Origin of the sequence: Pseudomonas sp. TWI628, from assembly GCF_039673865.1 — a bacterium.
Lineage (GTDB): Bacteria > Pseudomonadota > Gammaproteobacteria > Pseudomonadales > Pseudomonadaceae > Aquipseudomonas.
Genome location: NZ_JBDJMM010000021.1, coordinates 1 through 12,404, shown reverse-complemented (window position 1 = coordinate 12,404; position 12,404 = coordinate 1). Strand labels below are relative to the sequence as shown.

The window sequence follows — 12,404 nt, the reverse complement described above, 5'->3', positions numbered from 1 at the left end:
TTGGTCGACTGGACCTCATGTCCAATGACCGTGAAGCTATAGCCAAGCACTTCCAGGGAGGAATGCACGGTGAGGCAACGTGGTGTAACACTGATTCAAATGATGTTTGCACTGGCCATGGCCGCCTTGCTGACACAACTCGGCATGCCGGCTTACGCCAGGTTGCGCGATGACCTACACAGAGCTGCGACAGCCCGAGATCTGGCACAGGCACTGCGCAGCGCGCGCAGCCACGCCATGCTGCAGAGTCAGCCTGTGCTTGTGCGACCGTTGGAAAATGATTGGGGCAAGGGCTGGCTTGTGCAGCTGGAGCACAATCAGCAAGTGCTGCGCGAGCACCGGTTGACGCGCTCGCTGAGAATCGTCGAAAACACCAATGGACAGGTGAGATTCAATGCTCTGGGGATGCCGGTAGGTCGAGTCGGCGCGACTCTGGGCGTTTGTGAGAGTTCTGCTGCGATCAGCAAATACCAAGTAGTGATATCCCGGGCAGGCCGAGTAGACCTGCGCACAGATGAGAAAACAGACTCACTGTGCGCAGGCCGCTGACTCAGATCAGCGAGCGAACCCGCAGCTCTTTGGGCATGGAGAACGTGATGTTCTCCGGCCGCCCGTCCAGCTCTTCGGCGCCGGTAGCGCCCCAGGCCTTGAGCTGTTCGATCACACCCTGCACCAACACTTCGGGGGCCGAAGCACCGGCAGTAATGCCCACCCGTTGCGCCTTTTCAAACCAGACACGCTGCATGTCCTCAGCGCCATCGATCAGATAGGCCGGGGTGCCCATGCGCTCGGCCAGCTCGCGCAGGCGGTTGGAGTTGGAGCTGTTCGGGCTGCCAACCACCAGCAATACATCACTCTCGCCGGCCAGCTGCTTGACGGCATCCTGGCGGTTTTGCGTGGCGTAGCAGATGTCGTCCTTGCGCGGGCCGCCGATGTTCGGGAAGCGTGCGCGCAGGGCATCGATGACACGACTGGTATCGTCCATCGACAGCGTGGTCTGGGTGACGAAAGCCAGGTGGTCCGGGTCTTTCACCTGCAGCTGGGCAACATCGTCCTCGTCTTCGACGAGGTAGATGGCGCCGCCGTTGCTGGCGTCGTATTGCCCCATGGTGCCTTCGACTTCCGGGTGCCCTTCATGGCCGATGAGAATGCACTCACGGCCATCGCGGCTGTACTTGGCCACTTCGATGTGCACCTTGGTGACCAGCGGGCAGGTCGCGTCGAACACCTTCAGGCCACGGCCGGCGGCTTCCTGGCGCACGGCCTGGGACACGCCGTGGGCGCTGAAGATGACGATGACATCATCCGGCACCTGGTCCAGCTCTTCGACGAAGATGGCACCACGGTTGCGCAGGTCTTCCACCACGAACTTGTTGTGCACCACTTCATGGCGCACATAGATCGGCGGGCCGAAGACTTCCAGCGCACGGTTGACGATTTCGATCGCCCGGTCGACCCCCGCGCAGAAGCCGCGCGGGTTGGCGAGTTTGATTTGCATGCTCGGCTCCAGGCCTACAGGGCCTTGACCTCGAGGATCTCCACCTCGAAGGTCAGGGTCTTGCCAGCCAGTGGGTGATTGAAGTCGATGGTCACTTGATTGTCATCGAACGCTTTGACCACACCCGGCAGCTCGGTGTTGGCGGCATCGTTGAAGATGATCAGCAGCCCTTCGGACAACTCCATGCCCTCGAACTGGGACCGCGGCATGACTTGCACGTTCTGTGGGTTGGGCTGGCCGAAGGCGTTCTCCGGGGCCACCACCACGGTGCGCTTGTCGCCGGCCTTGAAGCCGAACAGGGCGCTCTCGAAGCCTGGCAGCAGGTTGCCGTCGCCGACCTTGAACGTGGCCGGGGCCTTGTCGAAGGTGCTGTCGACGGTGTCGCCGTTTTCCAGGTGCAGCGCGAAGTGCAGGGTGACTTCGGTGTTCTGGCCGATACGGGTGTCAGTCATGGACCGGATCCTCGGACTTCTTGCTCTTGAACATATCCAGCGCCAGCATCACCGCACCAACGGTGATGGCGCTGTCGGCCAGGTTGAAGGCCGGGAAGTAATGACGGTTCTGCCAGTGCACCAGAATGAAGTCGACCACATGGCCGAGCACGATGCGGTCGTACAGGTTGCCGATCGCACCGCCCAGCACCAATGCCAGCGCCACCGCCAGCCAGGTCTCGCCGCGCCCCAGGCGCTTGAGCCAAACCACCAGCACCGCACTGACCACCACGGCGATCAGGGCGAACAGCCAGCGCTGCCAGCCGGCGCCATCCGCGAGGAAGCTGAAGGCAGCACCGGTGTTGTAGGCCAGGGTCCAGCTGAAGTAGTCAGGGATGACGACGATCTGCTGGTACATGGTCAGGGCATTGTTGAAGTACAGCTTGGTGGCCTGGTCGAGGACCAGGACCAGCAAGCTCAGCCACAGCCATGCAAGGCGCCCGAAGCGCCCTGCTGCAGGGTTAGGCATAGTGGCGCACCTCGCCCGAGCCGGTCAGGTTGTCGACGCAGCGACCGCAGATTTCCGGGTGCTCCGGGTGGCTGCCGACGTCGGCGCGGAAGTGCCAGCAACGGCCGCACTTGACGTGACCAGACTTGACCACCTGCAGCTTGAGGCCTTCGACTTCGGTGGCCACGGCTTCGGCCGGCGCCTGGGCGAACGGCACCACGCTGGCGGCCGAAGTGATCAGCACGAAGCGCAGCTCGTCGCCCAGCTTGCCCAGGTCGGCGCTCAGGCCCTCGTCGGCGAACAGGGTGACTTCGGCCTGCAGGTTGCCGCCGATGACCTTGGCGGTACGCTGGTTCTCCAGTTCCTTGTTGACCGCGGCCTTCACGGCCATCACGCGGTCCCAGTAGGCGCGGTCCAGCTCGGTGCCTTCCGGCAGCTCGGTCAGGCCCTGGTACCAGCCATTGAGCATCACCGACTCGTTACGCTCGCCCGGCAGGTACTGCCAGATTTCGTCGGCGGTGAACGCCAGGATCGGTGCAATCCAGCGCACCAGTGCCTCGCTGATGTGGTACAGCGCGGTCTGGCAGGAACGGCGGGCGACACTGTTGGCGCCGGTGGTGTACTGGCGGTCCTTGATGATGTCGAGGTAGAAGCCGCCCAGCTCCTGCACGCAGAAGTTGTGGATCTTCGAGTAGACGTTCCAGAAGCGGTATTCGCCGTAGTGCTCTTCCAGCTCGCGCTGCAGCAGCAGGGTACGGTCCACCGCCCAACGGTCCAGGGCGATCATCTCTTCCGGCTTCAGCAGGTCGCGGGCCGGGTCGAAGCCGGACAGGTTGGAGAGCAGGAAGCGTGCGGTGTTGCGGATACGGCGGTAGGCATCGGCGCTGCGCTGCAGGATCTGCTCGGAAACCGCCATCTCGCCCGAATAGTCGGTCGCGGAAACCCACAGGCGCAGGATGTCGGCACCCAGGGTGTTGTTGACCTTTTCCGGCTCGATGGTGTTGCCCAGCGACTTGGACATCTTGCGGCCGTTCTCGTCCACGGTGAAGCCGTGGGTCAGCAGCTCGCGGTACGGCGCGTGGCCGTCGATGGCGCAACCGGTCAGCAAGGACGAGTGGAACCAGCCGCGGTGCTGGTCGGAGCCTTCCAGGTACAGGTCGGCACGCGGGCCGGTGGCGTGGCCGATGTCGTGGGAGCCACGCAGCACGTGCCAGTGGGTGGTACCGGAGTCGAACCACACATCCAGGGTATCGGCGATCTTGTCGTACTGGCCGGCTTCGTCACCCAGCAGTTCGGCAGCGTCCAGCTTGAACCAGGCTTCGATGCCCTCTTGCTCGACGCGCTTGGCCACGGCTTCCATCAGCTCGACGGTGCGCGGGTGCAGCTCGCCGGTCTGCTTGTGCAGGAAGAACGGAATCGGCACGCCCCAGTTGCGCTGACGCGAGATGCACCAGTCCGGGCGGTTGGCGATCATCGAGTGCAGGCGCGCCTGGCCCCAGGCCGGGACGAACTTGGTGTCTTCGATGGCTTTCAGGGCACGTTCGCGCAGCGGCTCGCCGGTGCTCGGTTGCTTGTCCATGCCGACGAACCACTGCGCAGTGGCGCGGTAGATCAGCGGGGTCTTGTGGCGCCAGCAGTGCATGTAGCTGTGGCTGATGGTTTCGGTGTGCATCAGCGCGCCGACTTCGCTCAGCTTGTCGACGATGGCCGGGTTGGCCTTCCAGATGAACTGGCCGCCGAAGAACGGCAACGACTCGACGTACACGCCGTTGCTCTGCACCGGGGTGAGGATGTCGTCGTTGACCATGCCGTAGCGCTTGCAGGTGACGAAGTCGTCTTCACCGTAGGCTGGCGAGGAGTGAACCACGCCGGTACCGGCACCCAGCTCGACGTAGTCGGCCAGGTAGACAGGCGACAGGCGGTCGTAGAACGGGTGGCGGAAGTTGATCAGTTCCAGCGCCGACCCCTGGGCGGTGGCGATCACCGAGCCTTCCAGGTTGTAGCGCTTGAGGCACGACTCGACCAGCTCTTCAGCCAGCACCAGCAGGCGCTCGCCGGTGTCGACCAGGGCGTACTTGAACTCCGGGTGAATGTTCAGCGCCTGGTTGGCCGGGATGGTCCACGGGGTGGTGGTCCAGATCACGATGGCGGCTGGCTTGGCCAGCGAGGCCAGGCCGAAGGCGGCAGCCAGCTTGGCCTCGTCGGCGACCGGGAAGGCCACGTCGATGGTCTGGGACTTCTTGTCGGCGTATTCGACTTCGGCTTCAGCCAGGGCCGAACCGCAGTCGAAGCACCAGTTCACAGGCTTGAGCCCCTTGAACACGAAACCTTGCTTGACCATCTCGGCCAGGGCACGGATTTCACCGGCCTCGTTGGCGAAGTTCATGGTCTTGTACGGGTTGTCCCAGTCACCCAGCACGCCCAGGCGGATGAACTCGGTCTTCTGCCCTTCGATCTGCTCGGCAGCGTACTCGCGGCACAGCTCGCGGGTGCGGTCGGCGGTCAGGTGCTTGCCGTGGGTGACTTCGACCTTGTGCTCGATCGGCAGGCCGTGGCAGTCCCAGCCCGGTACATACGGCGCGTCGAAGCCGGACAGGGTCTTGGAACGGACGATCATGTCCTTGAGGATCTTGTTCAGCGCATGACCGATGTGAATCTTGCCGTTGGCATAGGGCGGGCCGTCGTGCAGGACGAACTTCGGACGATCCTTGCCAATTTCGCGCAGCTTCTGGTACAGGCCAATGCTGTCCCAGCGCTGCAGAATCTGCGGTTCGCGCTGAGGCAGGCCGGCCTTCATGGGGAAGGCGGTGTCCGGAAGGTTTAGCGTGGCTTTGTAGTCGGTCATTTCAGGCTCTTCGTTAGCGGTTGAGCGTGCCAATGTGCACGTGCGGCGGCGATATCCGCATCGATCGCCGACTTCAGCGCCTCCAGGGAGGCGAATCGCTGCTCTTCACGCAGCTTGTGGTGGAATTCCACCGTCAGGCGCCGGCCATACAGATCGCCGGCATAATCCAGTAGATGAATCTCGAGGTGCGGGCGGCCGTCACCGGCCACCGTGGGGCGCACGCCGATGTTGCCGACACCCGGCCAGGCCTTGCCGTCGATCTCGATGCTGGCCAGGTAGACCCCGGACAGCGGCACACGGCGGCGTTTGAGCTGGATGTTGGCGGTTGGCGTGCCCAGCTGGCGAGCCAGCTTCTGGCCATGCAGCACACGGCCACTAATACGGTATGGGCGGCCCAGCAGGTGCTCGGCCAGCTCGAAGTTGCCTTCGGACAGCGCCTTGCGCACCTCGGTGCTGCTGACCCGCAGGCCGTCCTGGATCACCGTGTTGGCGGCTTCGACGGTAAACCCGTACTGCTTGCCGGCAGCGACCAGGAAGGCGAAATCGCCGGCACGATCACAGCCGAAGCGGAAGTCGTCGCCCACTTCGAGGTGGCGCACACCCAGGCCGTCGACCAGGATCGCCTTGACGAACGCATCGGCGCTGAGCTGGCTCAGGCGCTGGTTGAACGCCAGGCACAGCACCCGGTCGATGCCTTCACCGGCCAGCAGCTCGACCTTGTCGCGCAGGCGCGCCAGGCGGGCGGGTGCGGTGTCCGGGGCGAAGTACTCGCGCGGCTGCGGCTCGAAGATCACCACGCAGGTCGGCAGGCCAAGCTCCTGGCCGCGCTCGCGCAGGCGCGCCAGGATTGCCTGGTGGCCGCGGTGAACCCCGTCGAAGTTGCCAATGGTGGCGACACAGCCCCGGTGCTCGGGGCGCAGGTTGTGAAGACCTCGAACCAGCTGCATAACGCGCTTCTTGCTCATAAAGTGGCCGATTATAACCACACCCGGGCGCTGGTGACAGGCAGCAGCGCCAAGGGGTGGCGTGGAATGCGAAAAACCGACGCCTGACCCGCCATCTACATCAATGCAGGGCCTTGCGGGCGAAATGCCGCGGCCGGAAACCACACAGGTACAGGCAACCGAAATAGGTCACCACACCCGCCGCGATCAACGCGCCGAGGCGCAGGAACCGTTCGAGCATGTTGCCCTGTTCCCAGGCTGGCAGGTAGTGCATGCCCACCAGCAGCACCGCTGCCATCAGGGTGACTGCCAGCACCAGCTTGAGCAGGTACATCGCCCAGCCCGGTTGCGGCTGGAACAACTGCTGGCTGCGCAGCTTCCAGAACAGCAGGCCCGCGTTCAGGCAGGCACCGAGGCTGATCGCCAGGGCCAGGCCGGCGTGCTGCAGCGGGCCGATCAGCGCCAGGTTGAACAGCTGGGTGCAGACCAGGGTGAAGATCGCGATCTTCACTGGCGTGCGGATATTCTGCTGCGCATAGAAGCCCGGTGCCAGTACCTTGACCAGAATGATCGCCAGCAGGCCGACCGAATAGGCGATCAGCGCGCGCTGGGTCATCGCGGCGTCGAAGGCGCTGAACTTGCCGTACTGGAACAGCGCCACGGTCAACGGCTCGGCAAGAATCGCCAAGGCCAGGGTGCACGGCAGCACCAGCAGGAAGCACAGGCGCAGGCCCCAGTCCATGATCCGCGAATACTCCTCGCGGTCCTTGTTGGCGTAGGTCTTGGCCAGGGTCGGCAGCAGGATGGTGCCCAGGGCCACGCCGAGCACGCCCGAAGGCAGCTCCATGAGGCGGTCGGCGTAGTACATCCACGACACCGAGCCGGCCACCAGGAAGGAGGCGAAGATGGTGTTGATGATCAACGAGATCTGGCTCACCGACACCCCGAGGATCGCCGGCAGCATCTGCTTGAGCACCCGCCATACTCCCGCGTCGCGCAGGTTCAGGCGCGGCAGCACGAGCATGCCGATCTTCTTCAGCGCTGGCAGCTGGTACAGCAACTGCGCCAGGCCACCGGCCAGCACGCCCCAGGCCAGGGCCATGATCGGCGGGTTGAAGTACGGCGTCAGCAGCACGGCGAAGAAGATCATCGCCACGTTGAGCAGGGTCGGGGTGAACGCCGGGACCGAAAAACGGTTCCAGGTGTTGAGGATCGCGCCGGCCAGGGACGACAGCGAGATCAGCAATATATAGGGAAACGTCACCCGCAGCAGGTCGGTGGTCAGCGCGTACTTCTCGGCGCTGTCGACAAAGCCCGGGGCGGTGGCCCAGACCACCCACGGTGCAGCGAGGATGCCGACGGCCGTGACCAGGGCCAGTACCAGGGTCAGCAGGCCGCTGACGTAGGCGATGAAGGTTCGCGTCGCCTCCTCGCCCTGCTGGGTCTTGTATTCGGCCAGGATCGGCACGAACGCCTGGGAAAATGCCCCTTCGGCAAAGATCCGCCGCAACAGGTTGGGCAGTTTGAAGGCGATGAAGAAGGCGTCGGTGGCGATACCGGCACCGAAGACACGGGCCAGGATGGTGTCGCGCACGAAGCCCAGCACCCGCGAAATCATGGTGATGGAGCTGACTGCAGCCAGGGATTTGAGCAGATTCATCGAAAAGATTCACGCCAAAGACAGAGGGCGCTGCCAGACAGCGTCCGAATGTGCGATACTCCCGCGCCTTCGCAGGGGAGCCAAAAATTCCCGAGTTTACAGGTAGCACGGCAGAAAGGAATATTTCCCGCCTGTTGCTGCACCACTCGGCGGAACCCTGCAGGTGGTCTTGACATCCGGTCGACTCATCGGCATGATTCGCGGCCTATTTTGTTTGCTATTTACCTAAAGTCTTTCGAGGAGCTCGACGGTGGCCAACACACCTTCCGCCAAGAAACGTGCAAAACAGGCTGAGAAGCGTCGCAGCCACAACGCCAGCCTGCGTTCCATGGTCCGCACCTACATCAAGAATGTAGTTAAAGCCATCGACGCAAAAGACGCCGAAAAAGCGCAAGCCGCTTACGTTCTGGCTGTACCTGTAATCGACCGTATGGCCGACAAAGGTATCATCCACAAGAACAAAGCTGCTCGCCACAAAGGCCGTCTGAATGGCCACATCAAGGCGCTGAAAGAAGCTGCAGCTGCCTAAGCGACGCTTGTCGAAAAAACCGACCCTAGGGTCGGTTTTTTTATGCCTGCAATTCAAGCCTCGTGCGACCGCTGTGGGAGCGGGCTTACCCGCCCCCACATTCCTAACTTGTTACTTCGTGATCTGGATCTTCGGTGCCCACTGCAGCCAGGCATCCTCGGGCTTGTCGAACAAGGCGAAGGTCTGCTGCGGCCGTGCCGGGTTGCCCATCTGCTCTCCCTCAGGCGTGGCGAAGGCAATGCCGCCATCAATGAGCGTCTGCAGCGACTCGGTACGCACCGTGGCGCCCTTGAACAGCCCCCAGTCGAAGCCGAAGCCACTGCTGTTCCAGAACCGGCTGCCACCGCGCACCAGGGCGGCGTAACGCGGCTCGATCAGAATGTGGATCAACACGCGGTCTGCACTCTGGCCCAACTCGAAACCTGTCACCTTGCCCACCGCCACTTCGCGATAGGTAACCGGCACTCCCGGCTTGATCGAACCACGGCGTGGCGCACTCAGGGTCAACGGCAGGCCAACTTCTTCCCCTGCGATTTCAGGTGCCTCGCCCAGCGCAATGAAATCACGCTGCGGCCCCTTGTCCTTCACCGCCGGCTGCACTTCGATGTACTGCCCGCCAATCAAGGTATCGAGGTTCTCGGTACGCACCAACCCAAGTGCCGGCTTGACCACCCAGAACTGCGTGCCTGCCCGGGCAATGCGATCCGCCGCCTCGGTGATGCGCGCCCGCAGCACAACAGCCTGCAGGTCCTTGGTCAGGTCCACGCTTTCAATGCTGCCCACATCCAGGCCGCGGAAGCGAATTGGCGTTCCTGGCTTGAGGCCATCAGCCCGGTCCACACGAATGGTCACCAGGGTGCCCGTGCGGTTTACCGCCTCCTGGCTCTCCAGCAGACGGAAGCGTGGAATACGGCGTTTGAGCGCAACATTGGGGGTTGGCGTATCGAAGGCGATACCACCGGCCATGAGCGTCTGCAACGACTCACTCTTGATCTTGATGCCCGACAGGCCGCCGGTCAGGGTAATACCGCTGACGTTCCAGAAGCGTGAGGAGCCGTTGACCAGGTTTTCGAACTCCTTCTCGATGTGCACACCAATCAGGATACGGTTGCTGTTGCGGGCGAACTGATAGCTCTGCACGCTACCGACCTTGACCTGGCGATACATCACCGGGCTGCCGATTTCGAGGGAACCCAGGGTATCGGCAAACAGCACCAGGTGCAGGCCAGGGGCCTTCAGGTCCAGCGGTGGCGCCTTGGGCCTGGCCTCGAACTCGCGCTGCGGCTTGGCACCCTTCTCACCTGGGCGAATGGCAATGTAGTTACCTTTGACCAACGCTTCCAGGCCGGTGATGCCGGCCAGGGAAATGGACGGCTTGACCACCCAGAACTGCGTACCTTCTACCAGATAGTCCTCGGTCAACGGGTCCAGCGTCAGCTCGGCTGTAGCACTGGCCAGGTTGTCTTCCATCTTCAGGGTTTTCAACGAACCGACTTGAATACCTTTGTACATGACTGGCGTACGACCGGCCTGCAGGCCTTCATAGTCACTCAGCTTCACTTTGACGCGGATACCCGCCTGGGCCGCATCGAAGTCTTCATACAGGCGGAATGGCAGACTCGGGTCGGTCGGCGGGCTGTCCTTGCGGTATTCCGGCGTGGCGAATGCGATGCCACCGGCCACGATGCTCGACAGCGACTCGCTGCGCACTTTCACCCCTGACAGGTCAGCGTCGATGCTGATGCCGCTGGCATTCCAGAAGCGCGTGTGCTTGCGCACCAGGCTGGCGTAGGCCGGCTCGATGAAGACCTTGACCTCGACCGTGCTCTGGTCGTCAGACAGACGATAGCTTTTCACCCGGCCAACCTGGATCTGCTTGTAGAACACCGGGCTGTCCCGATTGAGCGAACCCAGGCGCTCGGCCTTGAGGGTCAGGTGCAGGCCAGGTTCGGAGTCGGACAGCGGTGGCGCGACCTTCAGTGCGGTAAAGCGCTTGGTCCGTTCGCCCTCACCGGGGCTGACAGCGATGTAGTTGCCGGATACCAGTGTTTCCAGGCCCGAGATACCGGCCAGGCTGACACTTGGCTTGACCAGCCAGAACCGCGTGCCTTTGGTCAGATGCGGCTCGGCGGCCTTGTTCATCTCGATGGTGGCGATCACCCCCTGGTTCTCGCCCTTGGCATCGAGCACCAGCTTCGTGACCTTGCCGACCGACATGCCCTTGTAGATCACCTCGGTCTTGTTGGCGACGATGCCTTCGCCGGTCTCGAAACGCACCTCGATTTCCACGCCAGCATCGCGATAGGCCTGCCAGGCCAGCCAGCCACCGATCATCAGCGCGATCAGCGGCAGGATCCAGATGGCCGACCAGTTCGAGGCAGGGCGGGTTTTAGCCGTTGGCATGTCACTCATGGTCGTCATCCGACTCCGTGTTATCCCAGATCAGTCGGGGATCGAAAGTTAAAGCAGCAAGCATCGTGAGGATCACCACAGTTGCGAAGGCGACAGCGCCCAGGTTGGCTTCGACACTGGCGATACGACCGAAATTCACCACCGCCACCAGAATGGCAATGACGAAGATGTCCAACATGGACCAGCGCCCTATGAATTCGATGAAGCGGTACATCAGGATCCGTTGCCTTGCCGACAGCGGCTGGCGACGCTGGACCGAATACAGCAACAAACCGATGCCCACCAGCTTGAAGGTAGGCACCAGGATGCTGGCAATGAACACCACGGCAGCGATTGGCAACATACCGTGCTTGAGCAAGGTAATGACGCCGGACATGATGGTGTCGCCACTACCCTGACCCAAGGTGCTGACTGTCATGATCGGCAACAGGTTGGCCGGGATATACAGGATCGAGGCGGTGATCAGCAGCGCCCAGGTACGGATGATGCTGTTGGGTCGCCGCGCATGCACGACGGCACCGCAGCGCGTACAGGTTTGCGCATCGTTCTCGGCATCCTGCCGGTTCAGCTCATGACATTCATTGCAGACCAGGATGCCTGCATCAATCGCCCGCATGGAGATCCTCCCCCGACAAAGCACTCCAGATCTGGTGTGGCGACATCACCACTTCGAGCCAGACCTGGACCAGCAACAGGCTGATGAAACAGAACAGGCCCAGGCCAATGGTCAGCTGGGCCAGGTCCACGAGTTTGACGATCGCCACCAGCACGCCCATGAAGTAGACCTCGAGCATGCCCCAGTCGCGCAGGTGGTGATAAAAGCGGTAGAACACCAGCCCGTAGTCACGCCCCACATTCAGGCGGATGCTCAACAACACGGCCAACTGGCACAGCAGCTTGAGCAGCGGAACGGCCATGCTGCAGAGGAACACCACCACGGCAACGCCGCGCATCTCTGAGTTGTACAGACCCAGCACACCACTCCAGACGGTATCGTCCGAAGTCTGGCCAAGCAGATGCAACTGCATGATGGGCAGGAAGTTGGCCGGTACGAACAGCAGCAAGGCCGTCAGCACCAAGGCCAGGCTGCGGTTGACCACATTGTGTCGGTGGGCGTATAGCTCATAGCCACAGCGTGGGCATTGGGCTTTTTCGTCATGCTGCAGCACTGGCTTGCGCATCAGCAGGTCGCACTCGTGGCAGGCGACCAGCTCGTCCAGCGGCAACTGCTCTAGGGCTTGGGTTTCGACGGGATCGGGCATCTCGAGATTCTGAATAGGTACGTCGGCTCTATTCTAGTGGTCCCAGCTCGAAATGTGGGAGACGACTAACGCCTGCCTGGGCCCCAGAAAGACAAAACCCCTACCTGCATGTGCAGATAGGGGTTTTGCGAAATGAATCTTGACGATGACCTACTCTCACATGGGGAAACCCCACACTACCATCGGCGATGCATCGTTTCACTACTGAGTTCGGGATGGGATCAGGTGGTTCCAATGCTCTATGGTCGTCAAGAAATTCTGTAGCCAGAATGTCCAGATGGACAGCCCAGCGAATTCGGATATGCGATATTTGTG

The 12,404-nt window shown here is 62.2% G+C and carries 11 protein-coding genes and 1 rRNA gene; 2 read left to right on the top strand and 10 right to left on the bottom strand.

Translation table 11 applies throughout. From position 1 onward, the window contains the following. Window positions 1-69: 69 nt before the first annotated feature. Window positions 70-549, top strand: coding sequence for a GspH/FimT family pseudopilin (locus tag ABE528_RS17365; RefSeq protein WP_346653614.1), 480 nt, complete (start codon window positions 70-72; stop codon window positions 547-549). Between the two features lies 1 nt (window position 550). Here the strand turns inward: ABE528_RS17365 and ispH are convergent, their stop codons facing one another. The 6 genes from ispH to murJ all read right to left on the bottom strand — a co-directional run bounded on the left by ispH (window position 551) and on the right by murJ (window position 7,886). Further along, complete coding sequence (gene ispH, locus ABE528_RS17360) at window positions 551-1,498, bottom strand: 4-hydroxy-3-methylbut-2-enyl diphosphate reductase (RefSeq protein ID WP_346653612.1); 948 nt, start codon at window positions 1,496-1,498, stop codon at window positions 551-553. 14 nt (window positions 1,499-1,512) lie between these two features. Beyond that, window positions 1,513-1,950, bottom strand: a complete 438-nt coding sequence (fkpB, locus tag ABE528_RS17355) for an FKBP-type peptidyl-prolyl cis-trans isomerase (RefSeq protein ID WP_103445784.1) — start codon at window positions 1,948-1,950, stop codon at window positions 1,513-1,515. Next, entirely contained in the window at window positions 1,943-2,458 is a 516-nt protein-coding gene (lspA, locus tag ABE528_RS17350; protein ID WP_054886101.1) for a signal peptidase II, read from the bottom strand. Before lspA ends, fkpB begins: the two co-directional genes overlap by 8 nt. After that, the gene (ileS, locus tag ABE528_RS17345) at window positions 2,451-5,282 is read right to left on the bottom strand and encodes an isoleucine--tRNA ligase (RefSeq protein ID WP_346653611.1); all 2,832 of its coding nucleotides are present in this window, start codon (window positions 5,280-5,282) and stop codon (window positions 2,451-2,453) included. The genes lspA and ileS overlap by 8 nt, the downstream gene beginning before the upstream one ends. Beyond that, window positions 5,279-6,229: a bifunctional riboflavin kinase/FAD synthetase gene (gene ribF / locus ABE528_RS17340; RefSeq protein ID WP_346653610.1), complete on the bottom strand. Its 951-nt coding sequence runs from the start codon at window positions 6,227-6,229 to the stop codon at window positions 5,279-5,281. Before ribF ends, ileS begins: the two co-directional genes overlap by 4 nt. 118 nt (window positions 6,230-6,347) lie before the next feature. Next, a complete protein-coding gene (gene murJ, locus ABE528_RS17335; protein ID WP_346653609.1) occupies window positions 6,348-7,886 on the bottom strand; it encodes a murein biosynthesis integral membrane protein MurJ in 1,539 nt (512 codons plus the stop codon). Between the two features lie 250 nt (window positions 7,887-8,136). Here murJ and rpsT point away from each other — a divergent pair, with 250 nt between their 5' ends. Continuing rightward, entirely contained in the window at window positions 8,137-8,415 is a 279-nt protein-coding gene (gene rpsT, locus ABE528_RS17330; RefSeq protein WP_003247625.1) for a 30S ribosomal protein S20, read from the top strand. A 111-nt stretch (window positions 8,416-8,526) separates the two neighbouring features. Here the strand turns inward: rpsT and ABE528_RS17325 are convergent, their stop codons facing one another. From ABE528_RS17325 to rrf, 4 genes are all read right to left on the bottom strand, one after another. After that, window positions 8,527-10,827, bottom strand: coding sequence for an MlaD family protein (locus tag ABE528_RS17325; protein ID WP_346653608.1), 2,301 nt, complete (start codon window positions 10,825-10,827; stop codon window positions 8,527-8,529). Continuing rightward, window positions 10,820-11,443, bottom strand: a complete 624-nt coding sequence (locus ABE528_RS17320) for a paraquat-inducible protein A (protein ID WP_152957638.1) — start codon at window positions 11,441-11,443, stop codon at window positions 10,820-10,822. The genes ABE528_RS17325 and ABE528_RS17320 overlap by 8 nt, the downstream gene beginning before the upstream one ends. Beyond that, window positions 11,430-12,089, bottom strand: a complete 660-nt coding sequence (locus tag ABE528_RS17315; protein ID WP_152957637.1) for a paraquat-inducible protein A — start codon at window positions 12,087-12,089, stop codon at window positions 11,430-11,432. Before ABE528_RS17315 ends, ABE528_RS17320 begins: the two co-directional genes overlap by 14 nt. Before the next feature lie 137 nt (window positions 12,090-12,226). Continuing rightward, window positions 12,227-12,342: ribosomal RNA gene (gene rrf / locus ABE528_RS17310) — 5S ribosomal RNA — on the bottom strand. Between the last annotated feature and the right edge of the window lie 62 nt (window positions 12,343-12,404).